Origin of the sequence: Allorhizobium pseudoryzae (assembly GCF_011046245.1) — a bacterium.
Taxonomy (GTDB): domain Bacteria; phylum Pseudomonadota; class Alphaproteobacteria; order Rhizobiales; family Rhizobiaceae; genus Neorhizobium; species Neorhizobium pseudoryzae.
On the sequence record NZ_CP049241.1, the window covers coordinates 1187865 to 1204354 of the forward strand.

Here is a 16490-nt window from a genome sequence, read left to right on the forward strand (position 1 = left end):
CGCAATATCAATGCTTCGGAACACCCATCGCAGCCGTCAATGACAACAGGAAGTCCCATGCCGATCTTGAACAGAGCCGCCGAACTGCAGCACGAAGTGACAGAATGGCGGCGTCATATCCATGAAAATCCAGGTCTTCTCTACGACGTGGAGGAAACCGCAGCCTTTGTCGAGGACAAGCTGAAGGCGTTCGGCGTTGACGAAGTCGTGACCGGGCTTGGCCGCACCGGCGTCGTCGGCATCATCCGGGGCAAGGGTGAAAGCGACCGGGTGATCGGCCTGCGCGCTGACATGGACGCGCTGCCGCTCGAAGAAATCACCGGCAAGCCCTGGGCTTCGAAGGCGCCCGGCAAGATGCATGCCTGCGGCCATGACGGCCACACCGCCATGCTGCTCGGCGCCGCCAAACATCTCGCCGAAACGCGCAACTTCAACGGCGCGGTCGCCGTGATCTTCCAGCCGGCCGAAGAAGGCGGACGCGGCGCGCTCGCCATGGTCGAAGACGGCATGATGGAGCGGTTCGGCATTGAGGAAATCTATGGCATGCACAACATGCCGGGCATGCCGCTCGGCACCTTTGCCATCCGCAAGGGCGGCATCATGGCTGCCCCCGACAAGTTCTCGATCCGGATCACCGGCCGCGGCGGCCACGCAGCCGAGCCGCACCGCACGGCAGACCCGATCGTCATCGGCTCGCAGATCGTCGGCGGCCTGCAGATGATTGCCGCCCGCAATGCCAATCCGCTGCGCTCCGTCGTCGTTTCGGTCACCCAGTTCCATGCCGGCACAACGCACAACATCATTCCGGAAGAAGCCTTTCTCACCGGCACCGTGCGCAGCCTCGATGAAGGCGTGCGCGATCTTGCCGAAAACCGCATCCGCCAGATCGCCGAAGGCATTGCCGCCGCCCATGACGCGAAGGTGGAGGTGGAGTACGAGCGCGCCTGCCCGGTGACGGTGAACCATGCCGACGAAACCCTGCACGCCGCACGCGCCGCCATCGACATCGTCGGCGAAAAGAACGTCAACACCGACGTGGATGCGAGCATGGCCGGCGAGGATTTCGCCTTCATGCTGCAGGCCCGCCCCGGCGCCTATATCATGATCGGCAATGGCGAGACCGCCGCCCTTCACAATCCGTCTTACGATTTCAACGACGAGGCGATCGCCTACGGCATCTCCTACTGGGTGAAACTTGCCGAACAGCGGCTGACCGACTGATCCGCAGCGCATCGACCGCCGCCGGGCTTGAAAGGCTTGTCCCTTACGCCCGGCTGCGGTATGTAGCGAACGATCCGCAAGCGGCGCGATGTCCACGTAGCTCAGCAGGATAGAGCACAGGATTCCTAATCCTGGGGTCGGAGGTTCGAATCCTCTCGTGGACACCATTTCCTGAAAAATTCGGCCCTATCAGCGGATGCCGCAGGCACCGCCGTGTGACGGCTTGTCACATCGGAGCCGTGCCGGAGGACCAGCCGAACCAGCCGCTGATCAGCCACCAGCCGCCGAGCAGGATGAAGGCGGTGAAGGCGATGGCCGCCGCGCCGAACGCAAGGCCGATGCCGATTGCCACGCCATCGCGCTGCGCCAATCCGAGCGCGATGAAGAAGACCGAGAGACCCGGAAGCACATTGCCGAACGGGATCGGCAAAGCGATGATGACGCCCATGACGACGACGACGGCGCCGAGCGGGCGAAGGGCCGCGGGACCGGACAGCCCCGTCCATCGCGGTTTCAGCCAGGTTTCGAGCCATTGAAGTTTCGGGCCGAGGCGCACGACCATGGCAGAAAGCAGATTGCGCGGCACCTCGATCCGCGCCAGCCGTTTGGGCAGCCAGAAGCGACGCGTTCCCACGACGAGCTGGCAGGAGAGCACGACGAGCACGGAGCCAAAAATCATTCCGGCCGGCACGCCGGGCGTCGGGATGATGGCCGGGATGGAAAAGACCAGCAAAACCATCGCGATCGCTTGCTCGCCGAGAACGGCAAGCAGGCGACCGAGCGTGATCGGTCGGTTTTCGAAATACTGAAACAGATCGTCGAGAACCAGGGAAAGGCTTTTTTCTGTCTGCACCGTCACGTGGCCCCTTGCCGCAAGACCAGGCGAAGCGCCTGGGTCAGGTGCGAGGATATGGTGTGCCGACCGGCATTTGACCAGCCATCTGCCACCGGCACGCAAACTCTCTGCGACAGCCCGGGCCTGGGCCAGCCAAAAAGCAAGGTTACATCCGTTCCCCTGCCCGCAACGCGTCCAGGAACACGACGCTTTGTCGGCTCAGTCGGGCTTCATCGATAAAGGCATCGAGGCAATCCAGCAGGCGTCGCCGGCGGTTCGCCACCTCGCTCTCCGGCAGCGGCGACCGATTGAACACGCCCATCGAATTCAAGAACGATTGGGTTGCCGCACTGAGGGAGGGAAGAAGATCGATGAGATAGACGCTGGGTTCACGCGGATCCATGACGGATGCGATGTAGCCGAAAAGTGCGCTAGGTACATAAGTCGCGGTTTGAGTATCGCATGTCGCAACGAGATCTCGAACCAGAATTCCGTCCATGGGTTCCATTGTCATGGTCATTCCTCGCCAGGGATGATGAAATCGAAAGAGAACACAGTCATTGCATTCTTGCTCTTTCGCAAAACAGCCGGCCATTTTGACACCGCAAGGCATCGTGCTGGCCGGTTGTGCTCAGCACCTCAACTCTTCGTGCAACATGGTAAACTTTCCGTAAAAATGACTAACCAAGAGAATGGCGATGTCAACTCTTGAGCAGAAATGTTTCCATCCAAGAGCAAAAACTTGATCGAGCCCAGCTAAACCTGATTCTGTGCCAGAAAAGAGGCAGCCGTACTTTAGCAATTACGCACATGTTCCATGCGAAATCCGAGCCCGATGAATCGGCCGGCCAGGTGCGCAAGCAACGGAAAACGCGCTATACCACGAATGAAGGCTGGCGGCCCCTTACGGCGCTCCTCCTGCCCCTGATCCTTGCGGCGGCTGGAGCGCATCATCAATTGCAGCTTCTGCGTGGCCTTGGTGGGAAACAGGCGGCGCTTTTCCACCGCCGCGAGATCGGCATCCGTCAGACGCCCCTCCTTCAAGGGGCGCGCCAGCAGGTTACCGGCCGCCACCGCATCCTGGATGGCGAGATTGACGCCGACGCCGCCGATGGGCGACATGGCATGCGCCGCATCGCCGATGGCGAGCAGTCCCGGCCTCCACCACTGTTTCAGCCGATCGATGCGCACCTGCAAGAGGCTGACATCCTCCCAAGTGGCGATTTCGGCCATGCGCGAGGCCGGAAGCGGCGAAACGGCTCGGACCATGTCGCGGAAGGCTTCGAGGTCGCCCGTGCGGATTTCGGCAAAGGTGCCGCGCCGGACAATGAAGCCGCATTGCCAGTAATCGCCACGATCGATCAGCACGAAACCCTGGCGCGGCCCGGCATGACCCATGGTCTCCGCGGGATCGCCCGGCTGCTTGGAAAGCTTCATCCAGACGACTTCGCTGGGAGTGCCAAAACTTTCGACCTCCAGTCCGGCCTTTTCGCGCACCACCGAATGGCGGCCATCGGCGGCAACCACCAAGGTGGAGCGCAGCCGCATCGGGCCATCCGCGGTATCGAGCGACAGCCCGGCGATTCGTGCGCCCTCCTCCAGCACGTCCACGACCTTGGTCGCCATCATCAGGCGGAAGTTCGGATAGCGCCCCGCTTCCTTCGACAGGAAATCGAGGAAATCCCATTGCGGCATGAAGGCGATGAAGCGGTTGCGCACCGGAAGCCGGGAAAAATCCGCCATGGTGATGGTGCGTCCGCCCATTTCCGCCGAGAGTTTTGGCGCACGCGTGTGCGGTAATTTCAGAAAAGCCTCTTCTAGGCCCAGTTCGTGGATCACCTCCAGCGTCGAAGGATGGATGGTGTCGCCGCGGAAATCCCGCAAAAAATCGCCGTGCTTTTCGACGACGGTGACATCGACACCGGCGCGCGCCAAAAGGAGGCCAAGCATCAGCCCGGCCGGGCCGCCGCCGGCAATGGCGCAGGTTGTTGTCAGCACCGTATCAGCCATGATTTCGTCTCCACCCGGCCATCATCATTGACAGTCTACCGCATCTGGCACCGGCAGGGATGAAATTCAATGCGACGCATCCGCCCTTGTGAGGCGCACGCGCCGGCTGTAAACGAGCGGTGACCAACGCGGACCCTTGGCATGACAGTGACGAAGCGCAGCATCTCCATTCTCGGCTCGACCGGCTCCATCGGCACGAACACGCTGGATGTGCTGACCCATCTGGATGATCACGACGCCTTCGAGGTTGTCGCCCTGACCGGTGCCGGCAATATCGAGCTTCTGGCCGAGCAGGCGAGAACGCACCGGGCAAAGCTCGCAGTGACCGCTGACGAAAGCCAGTATGTGGCGCTGCGCGATCTTCTCTCCGGCACCGGCATCGAGGTGGCCGCCGGCCAGACGGGGCTTTTGGAAGCCGCCAGCGCCGAGGCCGGCATGGTGATGGCGGCGATCGTCGGCACCGCCGGTCTTGCGCCGACGCTGGCCGCGGCCCGCCGCGGCGCCGACATTGCACTCGCCAACAAGGAATGCCTAGTTTCGGCGGGCGATCTGTTCGTCTCGGCGGTAAAGGCAGGCGGCGGACGCCTGTTGCCGGTCGACAGCGAACACAATGCCATCTTCCAGGTGCTGGAGGAAAACCAGCGCCACGCCATCGAGCGCGTCATCCTGACCGCCTCCGGCGGCCCGTTCCGCACCTTCACCAAGGCGCAGATGGCCGATGTGACGGTGGAGACGGCGCGTGCCCATCCCAACTGGTCGATGGGGCTGAAGATCTCCATCGACAGCGCCTCGATGTTCAACAAGGCGCTGGAAATGATCGAGGCGAAACATCTGTTCGGCCTGACGCCCGAACAGGTGGAGGTGATCGTGCATCCGCAATCGATCATCCACTCCATGGTGGGTTATGCGGATGGCTCGGTGCTGGCGCAGCTTGGCTGCCCGGACATGCGCCACGCGATCGGTTATGCGCTGCATTATCCGCGCCGCGGAAAGCTGCCGGTGGAGCGGCTGGATTTCGCCAAGCTCTCGCGACTGGATTTCGAAGCGCCCGACGAGGACCGTTTTCCGGCGATGAGACTAGCACGGCTCGCGATGACCCGTGCCGGCGTGCAGGGTGCCGTGCTGAACGGCGCCAAGGAAATGGCGCTCGACGCCTTCATTGCCGGCGACCTTGGCTTCCTCGCCATGGCCGAGATCACCGAAGCGGTGATGGAGGAACTGGCCCACCTGCCGCCGGCGGCCAGCATGGACGATGTGTTTGCCGCGGACCTCGAAGCCCGGCATGCGGCAGGGCGCCGGCTGGGGTAAGGCTCAGGCGGCCCGGACCAGTCGGACAGCCTTTGACGGCGGCAATGCCCCTCATCCGCCCTTCGGGCACCTTCTCCCCGAGGGGAGAAGGGATAAGCCGCAACGTTCGCGGATCTCCTCTCCCCTTGGGGAGAGGGTGGCCGAGCAAAGCGGAGGCCGGGTGAGGGAGTACGGTTCCGAGCGCACGAGATGCTTCGATTTTGCAAGCTTTACGCGTTTCGGCGCCGGCCCTCCATCAGGTCGAGGATGGCACGCGCCGCATCCAGCACATTGGTGCCGGGGCCGAAGACGGCGGCGACGCCCGAGTCCATCAGGAACTGGTAATCCTGACGGGGGATGACGCCGCCCACCACGACGATGACATCCTCCGCACCCTTGGCCTTCAGCGCTTCCACCAGTTGCGGCGCCAGCGTCTTGTGCCCGGCGGCAAGCGACGACATGCCGACCACCTGCACCTTTTCCGAGACGGCGAGCGCCGCGGCCTCATCCGGCGTCTGGAACAGCGGCCCGGCGACCACCTGGAAGCCGATATCGCCGAAGGCAGAGGCGATCACCTTCGCGCCGCGGTCGTGCCCATCCTGGCCAAGTTTGGCGACCAGCATTTTCGGCTTGATGCCGGTGGCCTGAGCATAGGCCGAGAGGCGGCCGGTCAGCGTCTGGTATTCCGGATCATCCGCATAGGCCGGGCCGTAGATGTCGCTCACCACTTCTGGCACGGCCGTGTGATCGCCAAAGGCCTGGCGCATGGCATCGGAAATTTCGCCGACGGTGGCCCGCGCCCGCGCCGCCTCGACGGCAGCCGCCAGAAGATTGCCTTCGCCGGTTTCCGCCACCTCTTCCAGCAGCGCCAGCGCTTCGGCCACACGCTTCGGATCGCGCTGGCGCTTGATCTGCTCCAGCCGCTTGATCTGCGAATTGCGCACGGCGGTATTGTCGATGTCGAGGATGTCGATCGGCTCCTCGTTTTCGAGCCGGTACTTGTTGACGCCGACGATGATTTCCTCGCCCCGATCGACCCGGGCCTGGCGCCGCGTCGCCGCCTCCTCGATCAGCCGCTTCGGCAGGCCATCGGCCACGGCTTTCGTCATGCCGCCCATAGCCTCGACCTCTTCGACCAGCGCCCAGGCCTTGTCCGCCAGCTCCTTGGTCAGGCTTTCGACATAATAGGAACCCGCCAGCGGATCGACGACCTTGGTGACGCCGGTTTCGTGTTGGAGGATCAGCTGCGTGTTGCGGGCAATGCGCGCCGAAAATTCCGTCGGCAGCGCAATCGCCTCATCCAGCGCATTGGTGTGCAGCGACTGCGTGCCGCCGAGCACCGCCGACAGTGCCTCGTAAGCCGTGCGGATGACGTTGTTATAGGGGTCCTGCTCCTGCAGCGAGACACCCGAGGTCTGGCAGTGGGTGCGCAGCATCAGCGAACCCGGCTTCTTCGGTTGGAACTCCTCCATGATCCTCGACCAGAGCAGGCGGGCGGCGCGCAGTTTGGCCGCTTCCATGAAGAAGTTCATGCCGATGGCGAAGAAGAAGGACAGGCGCCCGGCGAATTCATCGACATTCAGGCCGCGGGCGAGTGCTGCGCGCACATATTCGCGGCCATCCGCGAGCGTGAAGGCGAGCTCCTGCACCAGCGTCGCGCCGGCTTCCTGCATGTGGTAGCCGGAAATCGAGATGGAGTTGAAGCGCGGCATTTCCTTCGCCGTATAGGCGATGATATCCGCGATGATCCGCATCGACGGTTCCGGCGGATAGATATAGGTGTTGCGGACCATGAACTCCTTCAGAATGTCGTTCTGAATGGTGCCGGAGAGCAGATCGCGGGACACGCCCTGCTCCTCGCCGGTCACGATGAAGTTCGCGAGAATCGGGATGACCGCGCCGTTCATGGTCATCGAGACGGAGATATCCTGCAGCGGAATGCCGTTGAACAGGATCTTCATGTCCTCGACGCTGTCGATTGCCACGCCCGCCTTGCCGACATCGCCGACGACACGCGGATGATCCGAATCGTAACCGCGATGGGTGGCGAGATCGAAAGCGACGGAGACACCCTGCTGGCCGGCGGCAAGCGCCTTGCGATAAAAGGCATTGCTTTCTTCCGCCGTGGAGAAGCCGGCATATTGACGGATCGTCCAGGGACGGCCGGCATACATGGTGGCGCGCGGCCCGCGCAGATAGGGCTTGAAGCCCGGCAGGCTGTCGAGATGCTCGATGCCGTTGAGATCGTCTGCCGTGTAAACCGGCTTGACCGGGATGCCTTCCGGCGTGTGCCACACAAGCTTGTCCGGTGAGGCCTTCAGCTCCTTTTCGGCGAGCGCCTGCCAGTCTACGACGGTTTTCTTGGTCATCGGGCGGATCCTCCGGGGGCCGACATCACAGTCAGCGTGGCGTTGAGATTGACGGAATTGCTACTCAGTAGCATAGTGTACGCATTTCTCGCGGGAGCCCTGAGCCATGACCGTAAAAGCATCCGTCTCGATTTCCGATCAGCAGGACGCCTTTGCCCGCAGGCTTGTAGAGGAAGGCCGCTATTCCAGCATAAGCGCCGTGGTGCAGCAGGGGCTGGAACTCTTGCGCGAGCAGACCGAGATGAAAGAGGCGGAGCTTGCGGCACTACGGGCGTTGATTGAACGCAGACGCAAGGGCCCCTTCCTGACGATGGAAGAGAGTCACGCGCAAATAGAGGCAATGATAGCTCGAAAGAAGGCGGAATACGGCCTCTAGCGAACGGTTCGCTGTGAGATCCCGTTCGATCATACTGACAGAGCCAGATACCCCCCTCTGCCCTGCCGGGCATCTCCCCCACAAGGGGGGAGATCGGCAAAAGGCGACGTCTCGAGAACCAGCGATCGCGGAAGCCTGAGCGCCCCTTAAAGCGGACGAGGGTCTGCGGGACGGTTCCACACCCGATCTCCCCCCTTGTGGGCGAGATGCCCGGCAGGGCAGAGGGGGGTGAAACCGCCTTCCGCATCACTCGAACTCCATGATCAACTCGTCCACTGCCAGGCTCTGACCCGCACTGGCCGCCACGCGTTTGACCACAGCCCGGCGCTCCGCCTTCAGCACGTTTTCCATCTTCATGGCTTCGACGGTCGCCAATGTCTGGCCGGCTTCCACCGTATCGCCCGCCTTGACCGCGACGCCGGTGATGACGCCCGGCATCGGGCAGAGCAGCATTCTCGACGTATCCGGCGGCAGCTTGACCGGCATCAGCTTTGCCAGCTCTGCCACCCGCGGCGAGCGCACGCGGGCCAAGACATCCATGCCGTTGGCGCGAAGCCGGATGGCGGAGCCGATCAGGTTGATCTTCACGCCGAGTTTTTGCCCGTTCACCGCAAAATGCGCATGTGTCTGGCCCGGATGCCAGGAACCGGAAACCTTCACGCTGTCGCCGCCCTCGCCGAAGGTGACAGTCTCCGTCCCCGATCCTCCGGACAGTGTGACCGTGTGGCTGACCTCGCCGAACGTCACCACCCAGTCCTTGCCGACCTTGCGGGCATGATTGCCGATGGTGCCGGATATCTGCGCCGCCCGGCCCTGGATCTGGGCATGAAGGACGGCAGCAATGGCGGCCAGTTGCTGCGAGGAGGCCGCATCCGGGGCGACGCCGGAGAAGCCGTCCGGGAACTCTTCCGCGATATAGGCGGTGGTCAGTTTGCCGGAGCGGAAACGCGCCTGCCCCATGACGGCGGAGAGGAAGGGCAGGTTGTGGCCGATGCCGTCCACCTCGAAATCATTGAGCGCCGCGGCCATGGCATCGATCGCCACCGCACGCGTCTCACCCCAGGTGCAGAGCTTGGCGATCATCGGATCGTAATACATGGAAATCTCGCCGCCTTCGAAGACGCCGGTATCATTGCGCACCACGGTGCCATCGGCCTGGACGCCTTCGACCGGCGGGCGATACCGCGAGAGCCGGCCGATGGAGGGCAGGAAGTTGCGGAAAGGATCTTCCGCGTAAAGCCGGCTTTCGATCGCCCAGCCGTTCAGCTTCACATCATCCTGTGTCAGCGCCAGCTTTTCGCCCGAGGCCACGCGGATCATCTGCTCGACAAGATCGATGCCGGTGACGAGTTCGGTCACCGGATGTTCCACCTGCAGGCGGGTGTTCATTTCGAGGAAGTAGAACGTGTTGGCCTTGCCATCGACGATGAATTCCACCGTACCCGCCGAATGGTAACCCACGGCTTTCGCAAGCGCGACGGCCTGCTCGCCCATGGCGCGGCGGGTTTCCGGCGTCAGGAAAGGCGACGGTGCCTCTTCGATGACCTTCTGGTTGCGCCGCTGGATCGAGCATTCGCGCTCGCCGAGATAGAGGCAGGTGCCGTGTTTGTCGCCCAGCACCTGGATTTCGATATGGCGCGGTTCGGTGACGAATTTTTCGATGAAGATTCGATCGTCGCCAAACGCGCTTTTCGCCTCGTTTTTCGACGACTGAAACCCCTCACGGGCTTCCGCATCGTTCCAGGCGATGCGCATGCCCTTGCCGCCACCGCCGGCGGACGCCTTGATCATCACCGGATAACCGATCGCGGCGGAAATCCTCACCGCTTCGTCGGCATCCTCGATCAGGCCCATATGGCCGGGCACGGTGGATACACCGGCTTCCGCGGCGATCTTCTTCGAGGTGATCTTGTCGCCCATCGCCTGGATGGCGCCGACCGGCGGGCCGATGAAGGTCACGCCCGCCTTGTCGAGCGCCTCGGCAAACAGCGGGTTTTCCGAGAGAAAACCGTAACCGGGATGGACCGCATCGGCGCCGGTCTTTCGGATGGCGTCCAAGATCTTGTCGATGACGATATAGGACTGCGAGGAGGGTGCCGGCCCGATATGCACCGCCTCATCAGCCTCGCGCACATGCAGCGCGTTTGCATCCGCATCAGAGTAGACGGCGACCGTCTTGATGCCCATCTTCTTGGCCGTGCGGATGACCCGGCAGGCGATTTCGCCACGATTGGCGATCAGGATTTTCTGGATCATGACGCTTTGTCTCATTCAGCAGCTTGAGCAGGAGGAACAGCGCCCGGCGCGGCACCGCCGATGATGAGCGCCTTGGCACTGATATATTCGTCGATCTCTTCCCAGCCCACCGCATCGCCAAACGGCAGGATGGTCCAGGCGGCACGTTGTTGGGCAGAGGCCGCCTGAAGGCGCGGATACCACCACAAGGGCGCTTCGATGCGGCGTCCGTCAGCCATGTCGAAAATGATGCTTTGCGCCGTCACCTCGACAGCAGCAACCTGGAGCTGCCGCTCATCAATGTCCAAAATAGTCATCCCACGCCTCCTCGAAACTTTGCCGGTGTTGCGCGACGACCTTGAGGATAGCATTCACCTCATGTTCCGCGAAGCCAGCGTTACGGGCCACACCGAGATCCCGAAGCCAGACTTTCAACTGCTTTGCATCCTTCAGAACATGCACATGCGGCGGCTCTCCGATTTCCTTGGAGTAGAATAAGAAGCGATGCCCCTTCCAAACCAGCAGCGTTGGCATGCAATCCGGTCCCCGCCCCTTAAACCCCACCCATCTCTTCGAAGGCCTGCGGAAAATTCTTCCGTGCCACGGCCTCGTTCAGTTTCAGCATCGCGGAATAGGAGGCGGGATCAAAACCGCGTTCGGCTGCGATCACTTCGCGCCCGAACAGGCGGCAGAGCCGCTCGCCATCCAGATTGCCGCGCTCGAACGGTTCTGAGCCAAAAAACTGCCAGAGCGCCTGCACGAAACCGGCATCGGCGAGCGCCACCGTCTGGTCCAGCGTGCGATAACGCGGCATGGCAAAAAGCTTGGTTACCTTCGAATTGGCGCGGCGCAGCGTATATTGCCACTGCGTGCCGGGCAGGCCGAGGGGAAAGCCACGATGTTTCGGCATCTCCGGGGTCTTGGCCATCATCCGTGCTCCGGCAGGGAAAAGACAGAGTGCATCATCACACCTCGAACACGTCTTCGAAACTTTCCGGAAAGTTCTGCCGCGCCAGGCGCTCGTTGATCTGCAGCAGCGCCTCGTAGGAGAGCGGATCGAAATCCTTGTCCACCGCCACCACTTCTCGCCCGAACAGCAGGCTGAGGCGGGCGGCATCCAGATTGCCGCGCTCGAAGGGTTCCGTGCCGAAATGATGCCAGAGGGCATGCAGGAAGGCCGCATCGATGCGATGTTCCTTGGTGCCGGGGCGGGCTTTGCGCGGAATCGCCTTCAATGGCGTGACACCGCGCGGATTGGCACGCCGGATGGTGAACTGCACCCCCGTGCCGGGCATGCCGCCCGGAAAACCGCGATGTTTCGTCATTTCGGGCAGATTGGCCACGTCCGTCTCCAGTGCATGCTTTTTGTCTTGGATCAGACTGCCTCTTCCCGAAACCGGCAAGAGGCAGTCGAAAAGTAGTGTCAGATCGTCAGTCCGTCGAAATCCGAGGCCGAATGACGTTCGGGCAGGAAAGCACCGGGATTTCCAGAGGCCTTGTTGACCATGGAACCGCGTTTCACAGCCTTCCGCTCACCGATCTGCTTCGTCCAGCGCTGGACGTGTTCGTAGTCGTCAACCGACAGGAAATCGCCAGCGTCGTTATAGGCATCCTTCAGCGCCAGGCGCCCGTACCAGGGCCAGATCGCCATGTCGGCGATCGAATAGTCGCTGCCCGCCATGAATTCATTCTCTGCCAGGTGACGGTTCAGCACATCCATCTGGCGCTTCACCTCCATGGCATAGCGGTCGATGGCATATTGGATCTTGATCGGCGCATAGGCATAAAAATGGCCGAAGCCGCCACCGAGGAAGGGCGCCGAGCCCATCTGCCAGAACAGCCAGTTCATCGCTTCTGCCCGCGCCCGCTGATTTTCCGGCAGGAAGGCGCCGAATTTTTCCGCGAGATAGACGAGAATGGAACCGGATTCGAAGAGGCGCAGCGGCTTGCCACCATCCTTCGGCTGGTGGTCCATCAGCGCCGGGATCTTGGAATTCGGGTTGACCTCGACAAAGCCGGATCCGAACTGGTCGCCCTTGCCGATGTTGATCAGCCAGGCATCGTATTCCGCGCCCGCATGACCCGCGGCCAGAAGCTCTTCCAGCATGATCGTGACCTTCACGCCGTTCGGGGTGCCCAGCGAATAGAGCTGCAGCGGATGCTGGCCGACCGGCAGGTCCTTGTCATGCGTCGGGCCGGAAATCGGACGGTTGATATTGGCAAAGGCGCCGCCATTGCCCGGCTCCCAGGTCCAGACCTTGGGCGGCTCGTAGCCGGCGGGCAGATTGTTTTCCGGCGGAAATTTGGTGTCGGTCATCGAAATCCGTTCCTTCGTTCGTGAGGGGCGCTCCAGTCAGCGCCTTCGGTCATATGGGGAGGCATATGGGACTGTTCCGCTCTTCCCCGCTATTTTCAACCTCACATCAATATTATTCAGCAGCCTCAGCGGGCGGTTTTGCCTCCGGGTATCTGCGGCCCTGCAACATGCCTTCGATGCTGAGATCCTCATCCAGATCTGGCCAGTGAACGCCCGAGGGCGAAAGCGCAATCCGGTTGCGCGCCTCCCGCGTGGCCGCCAGGAGCGGCGGGTACCACCACAGCGGCGTCGAAACTTTCACGCCATTGGCCAGGACGACGATCAATTCGCTGTCGCTGCACGTGGCCTCGACCGGCTCGAAATCTTCCCAGTTCTCATCCGAAATAACGGTTCCAGGCATCAAGGAACTCCTTCCGATGTTCATTCACGACCGCCACGATGGCGTTGACCTCGTGATCCGCGACACGGCGATTATACCCCACACGCACCGGATCCAGCCACAGCTTCAGTTCCTTCCGATCCTTGCGGACATGGACGTGTGGCGGTTCGCCTCGGTCAAGACTGAAAAACAGGAACGTCCAGCCCTTCCATTCAAAGATCGTCGGCATCTCGGCCCCCGCCTTACAGGGGGATCGTGTCGTGCTTTTTCCAGTGTGTGTTCACCTGCTTGTTGCGCAGGCTCGCAAAGGCGCGGGCAATGCGGCGGCGCGAGGAATGCGGCATGATCACCTCGTCGATGAAACCGCGCTCCGCAGCGACGAAGGGATTGGCGAAACGCTCCTCATATTCCTTCGTGCGCGCGGCGATCTTCTCCGCATCGCCGAGTTCCGAACGGTAGAGGATTTCGGTGGCGCCCTTGGCACCCATCACCGCGATTTCCGCCGTCGGCCAGGCATAATTCACATCGGCGCCGATATGTTTCGACGCCATCACGTCATAGGCGCCGCCATAGGCTTTTCGGGTGATCAGCGTCACCATCGGCACGGTGGCTTCCGAATAGGCGAAGAGGAGTTTCGCGCCATGCTTGATGACGCCGCCATATTCCTGCGCCACACCCGGCAGGAAGCCCGGCACGTCGACCAGCGTCAGGATGGGAATCGAAAAGGCATCGCAAAAGCGCACGAAACGGGCGGCCTTGCGCGAGGCATCGATATCGAGGCAGCCCGCGAGCACCATGGGCTGGTTGGCGACGACGCCGACCGTCTGCCCCTCCAGCCGGATGAAGCCGGTGACAATGTTTTTCGCAAAGGCCTCCTGGATTTCGAAAAAATCCCCCTCATCGCCAATCGCGTAGATGAGTTCCTTCATGTCGTAGGGTTTGGCCGCCGAATCCGGGATCAGGCTGTCGAGCCGCATCTCGATGCGGGCCGGATCATCGAAGAAGGGGCGCATCGGCGGTTTTTCGCGATTGTTGAGTGGCAGGAAATCGAAAAGCTGGCGTACGGCTTCCAGCGTTTCGATGTCGTTTTCATAGGCCGCATCGGCGACGGACGATTTCTTCGTATGGGTGGAGGCGCCGCCCAGTTCTTCCGCCGTGACGATCTCGTTGGTCACGGTCTTCACCACGTCCGGGCCGGTGACGAACATGTAGGATGAATCACGCACCATGAAGATGAAATCGGTCATCGCCGGGGAATAGACGGCGCCGCCGGCGCAGGGGCCCATGATGACGGAAATCTGCGGAATGACACCCGAAGCTTCCGCATTGCGGCGGAAGACTTCGGCATAACCCGCCAGCGACGCAACGCCTTCCTGGATACGCGCGCCGCCGGAATCGTTGAGACCGATGACAGGCGCCCCGACACGCACCGCCATATCCATGATCTTGCAGATTTTTTGCGCATGGGTTTCCGACAACGAGCCGCCCAGAACGGTAAAATCCTGGGAGAAGACATAGACCTGGCGGCCGTTGATCGTGCCCCAGCCGGTGATGACGCCATCGCCCGGCACCTTCTGCTCCGCCATGCCGAAATCGACGCAGCGATGCGTGACATACATGTCGTATTCTTCAAACGAGCCTTCATCGAGCAGAACCTCGATGCGCTCGCGGGCGGTCAGCTTGCCCTTAGCGTGCTGCGCATCGATGCGCTTCTGCCCCCCGCCCAGACGCGCTTCCGCCCGCCGTGCTTCCACTTCGCTCAAGACTGCGCGCAATGCTGCCTCCCAAACCTCTCGTTGTTGCTGTTGTATCGCGTTGAAGGGACACACGAAACATGGATTTTCGTTGAACAGGTGGCGATGTGTATTGTATGAATATGCAAACAGCATTTTGCGAAATTGCAAATCATGGCCATCGGCAAGCTCTATATCGGTCGCAAGGTGCGCGAGGTGCGCGAGGGCGCCCGCGCGACACAGGCACAGTTTGCCGAGCGGCTCGGCATTTCGACGAGCTATCTCAACCAGATCGAGAACAACCAGAGGCCTGTTTCAGCCTCCGTGCTGCTGGCACTGGCGGAAAAATTCGGCGTCGGCATTACCGAACTCTCTTCCGGTGAGGGCGACCGCCTGCTCTCGGCGCTGTCCGAGGCTTTGTCCGATCCGCTGTTCGATGGCTACACCGCCAATCTGCAGGAGTTGAAACTGGTGACGCAGAATGCGCCTGCCTTGGCGCATGCATTGATTGCCACCCACCAGGCCTATCGCCGCTCCAGCGAACAACTGGCCAGCATGGACGACCGGTTGGACCGGGCCGCCCTGACGGAGGCGACGCCCTATGACGAGGTGCGCGACTATTTCCACTTCGTCGACAACTACATCCATGATCTGGACGTGATGGCGGAGAAGCTCGCGGCGGAGCTATCGCTTGGCGGCGGCGACAATTCTGCAGCCCTGCAGCATTTCCTGCTGGAGCATTACGGTGTTCGCGTGGAGCGCACGGCGCTGCAGGACGAACTGATCCGCAGCTTCGATCCGGCCGGCCGAAGGCTTTCGCTGAACGCCTATGCGACGCCGGCGACACGTGATTTCCAGATGGCGTTGCAGATTGCTCAGCTTCATGCGGCGGACACGATCGACCGGATTGCCCGCGAGGCCGGTTTCCGGGCATCGGAGGCGATAGAAATCTGTCGCATCGGCCTGCAGAACTATTTCGCCGGCGCGCTGCTTTTGCCCTACGACACCTTCCTGAAACGCGCCCGAGATCTGCGCCACGATCTCGACCTGCTGGCCGCGCATTTCGGCGCGAGCCTCGAACAGATCTGCCATCGGCTGAGCACGCTGCAGCGGCCGGGGCAGAAGGGCGTGCCGATTTTTTTCGCCCGCGTCGACCGCGCCGGCAACATCACCAAACGCCACAGCGCAGCAAAACTGCAGTTTGCCCGTTTCGGGGCCGCCTGTCCCTTGTGGAACGTGCACCAGGCCTTCGAAATGCCGGGCCGCATCATCCGTCAGTTGGCGGAAACACCGGATGGCGTGCGTTATCTGTGTCTTGCCACCCAGATCACCAAGGGCAGCGGCGGTTTTCGCGCCGTGCAGCCGCGCTATGCGCTGGCGCTCGGCTGCGAGATCTCCTACGCCGACAGTTTTGTGTATGCCGACGATCTGGACCTTGCCAACCGCGCCGCCTTCGAGCCGATCGGCATTTCCTGCCGCATTTGCGAGCGCCACACCTGCCCGCAACGCGCCATGCCACCGCTGAAGAGCCGGCTTGCGGTGGACCACGACAACCGCTCGATCGTGCCGTACCGGATCGTGTGAGGGAGAAACAGGCGGACGAAACGAGGCAGCGCGCGGTATACACGATTCGAGTTCACACGCTCAAGCGCGGAGACGTTGCGGCTACGCCGCCCCCTCATCCGGCTGCCGCCACCTTCTCCCCGATGGGGAGAAGACACGCGCAGT

At 62.0% G+C, this 16490-nt stretch carries 17 protein-coding genes and 1 tRNA gene; 5 read left to right on the plus strand and 13 right to left on the minus strand.

Features of this window, described 5'->3' with window-relative positions; all coding sequences use genetic code 11:
• The first annotated feature begins 57 nt into the window (after positions 1 to 57).
• Both G6N78_RS05895 and G6N78_RS05900 read left to right on the plus strand, forming a co-directional pair.
• On the plus strand, positions 58 to 1221 hold the full coding sequence (locus G6N78_RS05895; protein WP_165216504.1) for a M20 aminoacylase family protein: 1164 nt from the start codon (positions 58 to 60) through the stop codon (positions 1219 to 1221).
• A gap of 90 nt (positions 1222 to 1311) precedes the next feature.
• A tRNA-Arg gene (locus G6N78_RS05900) sits at positions 1312 to 1388 on the plus strand.
• A gap of 59 nt (positions 1389 to 1447) precedes the next feature.
• Here the strand turns inward: G6N78_RS05900 and G6N78_RS05905 are convergent.
• The 3 genes from G6N78_RS05905 to G6N78_RS05915 all read right to left on the minus strand — a co-directional run bounded on the left by G6N78_RS05905 (position 1448) and on the right by G6N78_RS05915 (position 4066).
• Positions 1448 to 2080, minus strand: a complete 633-nt coding sequence (locus G6N78_RS05905) for an exopolysaccharide biosynthesis protein (RefSeq protein WP_165216506.1) — start codon at positions 2078 to 2080, stop codon at positions 1448 to 1450.
• Between the two features lie 142 nt (positions 2081 to 2222).
• Positions 2223 to 2570 (minus strand): hypothetical protein, encoded by a 348-nt coding sequence (locus tag G6N78_RS05910; RefSeq protein WP_165216508.1) that lies wholly within the window; start codon positions 2568 to 2570, stop codon positions 2223 to 2225.
• 281 nt (positions 2571 to 2851) lie between these two features.
• A complete protein-coding gene (locus G6N78_RS05915) occupies positions 2852 to 4066 on the minus strand; it encodes an FAD-dependent oxidoreductase (protein WP_165216510.1) in 1215 nt (404 codons plus the stop codon).
• Positions 4067 to 4207: 141 nt separating this feature from the next.
• Here G6N78_RS05915 and dxr point away from each other — a divergent pair, with 141 nt between their 5' ends.
• Complete coding sequence (dxr, locus tag G6N78_RS05920) at positions 4208 to 5374, plus strand: 1-deoxy-D-xylulose-5-phosphate reductoisomerase (protein ID WP_165216512.1); 1167 nt, start codon at positions 4208 to 4210, stop codon at positions 5372 to 5374.
• A 209-nt stretch (positions 5375 to 5583) separates the two neighbouring features.
• Here the strand turns inward: dxr and scpA are convergent, their stop codons facing one another.
• Positions 5584 to 7722, minus strand: a complete 2139-nt coding sequence (gene scpA, locus G6N78_RS05925) for a methylmalonyl-CoA mutase (protein WP_165216514.1) — start codon at positions 7720 to 7722, stop codon at positions 5584 to 5586.
• A 106-nt stretch (positions 7723 to 7828) separates the two neighbouring features.
• Between scpA and G6N78_RS05930 the strand changes: the two genes are divergently transcribed.
• Positions 7829 to 8098 (plus strand): type II toxin-antitoxin system ParD family antitoxin, encoded by a 270-nt coding sequence (locus tag G6N78_RS05930; protein WP_165216516.1) that lies wholly within the window; start codon positions 7829 to 7831, stop codon positions 8096 to 8098.
• Between the two features lie 246 nt (positions 8099 to 8344).
• On the opposite strand, the gene G6N78_RS05935 is transcribed toward G6N78_RS05930, so the two are convergent.
• The 9 genes from G6N78_RS05935 to G6N78_RS05975 form a co-directional block, all read right to left on the minus strand.
• Positions 8345 to 10354: an acetyl-CoA carboxylase biotin carboxylase subunit gene (locus G6N78_RS05935; protein WP_165216518.1), complete on the minus strand. Its 2010-nt coding sequence runs from the start codon at positions 10352 to 10354 to the stop codon at positions 8345 to 8347.
• A gap of 11 nt (positions 10355 to 10365) precedes the next feature.
• Positions 10366 to 10650 carry a DUF2442 domain-containing protein gene (locus G6N78_RS05940; protein WP_165216520.1) on the minus strand — a complete coding sequence of 95 codons (285 nt, stop codon included), beginning with the start codon at positions 10648 to 10650 and terminating at the stop codon, positions 10366 to 10368.
• Positions 10631 to 10867 (minus strand): DUF4160 domain-containing protein, encoded by a 237-nt coding sequence (locus tag G6N78_RS05945; RefSeq protein WP_165216522.1) that lies wholly within the window; start codon positions 10865 to 10867, stop codon positions 10631 to 10633. The genes G6N78_RS05940 and G6N78_RS05945 overlap by 20 nt, the downstream gene beginning before the upstream one ends.
• Before the next feature lie 19 nt (positions 10868 to 10886).
• A complete protein-coding gene (locus G6N78_RS05950; RefSeq protein WP_165221332.1) occupies positions 10887 to 11261 on the minus strand; it encodes a hypothetical protein in 375 nt (124 codons plus the stop codon).
• Positions 11262 to 11298: 37 nt separating this feature from the next.
• On the minus strand, positions 11299 to 11676 hold the full coding sequence (locus G6N78_RS05955; RefSeq protein ID WP_165216524.1) for a hypothetical protein: 378 nt from the start codon (positions 11674 to 11676) through the stop codon (positions 11299 to 11301).
• Between the two features lie 80 nt (positions 11677 to 11756).
• A complete protein-coding gene (gene yghU / locus G6N78_RS05960; protein WP_165216526.1) occupies positions 11757 to 12650 on the minus strand; it encodes a glutathione-dependent disulfide-bond oxidoreductase in 894 nt (297 codons plus the stop codon).
• A 112-nt stretch (positions 12651 to 12762) separates the two neighbouring features.
• Positions 12763 to 13050 carry a DUF2442 domain-containing protein gene (locus G6N78_RS05965; RefSeq protein ID WP_165216528.1) on the minus strand — a complete coding sequence of 96 codons (288 nt, stop codon included), beginning with the start codon at positions 13048 to 13050 and terminating at the stop codon, positions 12763 to 12765.
• Positions 13025 to 13258 (minus strand): DUF4160 domain-containing protein, encoded by a 234-nt coding sequence (locus tag G6N78_RS05970; RefSeq protein WP_165216529.1) that lies wholly within the window; start codon positions 13256 to 13258, stop codon positions 13025 to 13027. Before G6N78_RS05970 ends, G6N78_RS05965 begins: the two co-directional genes overlap by 26 nt.
• A gap of 13 nt (positions 13259 to 13271) precedes the next feature.
• Positions 13272 to 14804 (minus strand): acyl-CoA carboxylase subunit beta, encoded by a 1533-nt coding sequence (locus G6N78_RS05975; protein WP_165216531.1) that lies wholly within the window; start codon positions 14802 to 14804, stop codon positions 13272 to 13274.
• Positions 14805 to 14936: 132 nt separating this feature from the next.
• On the opposite strand from G6N78_RS05975, the gene G6N78_RS05980 reads away from it, so the two are divergent.
• Entirely contained in the window at positions 14937 to 16346 is a 1410-nt protein-coding gene (locus G6N78_RS05980) for a helix-turn-helix domain-containing protein (protein WP_165216532.1), read from the plus strand.
• Positions 16347 to 16490 lie beyond the last annotated feature (144 nt).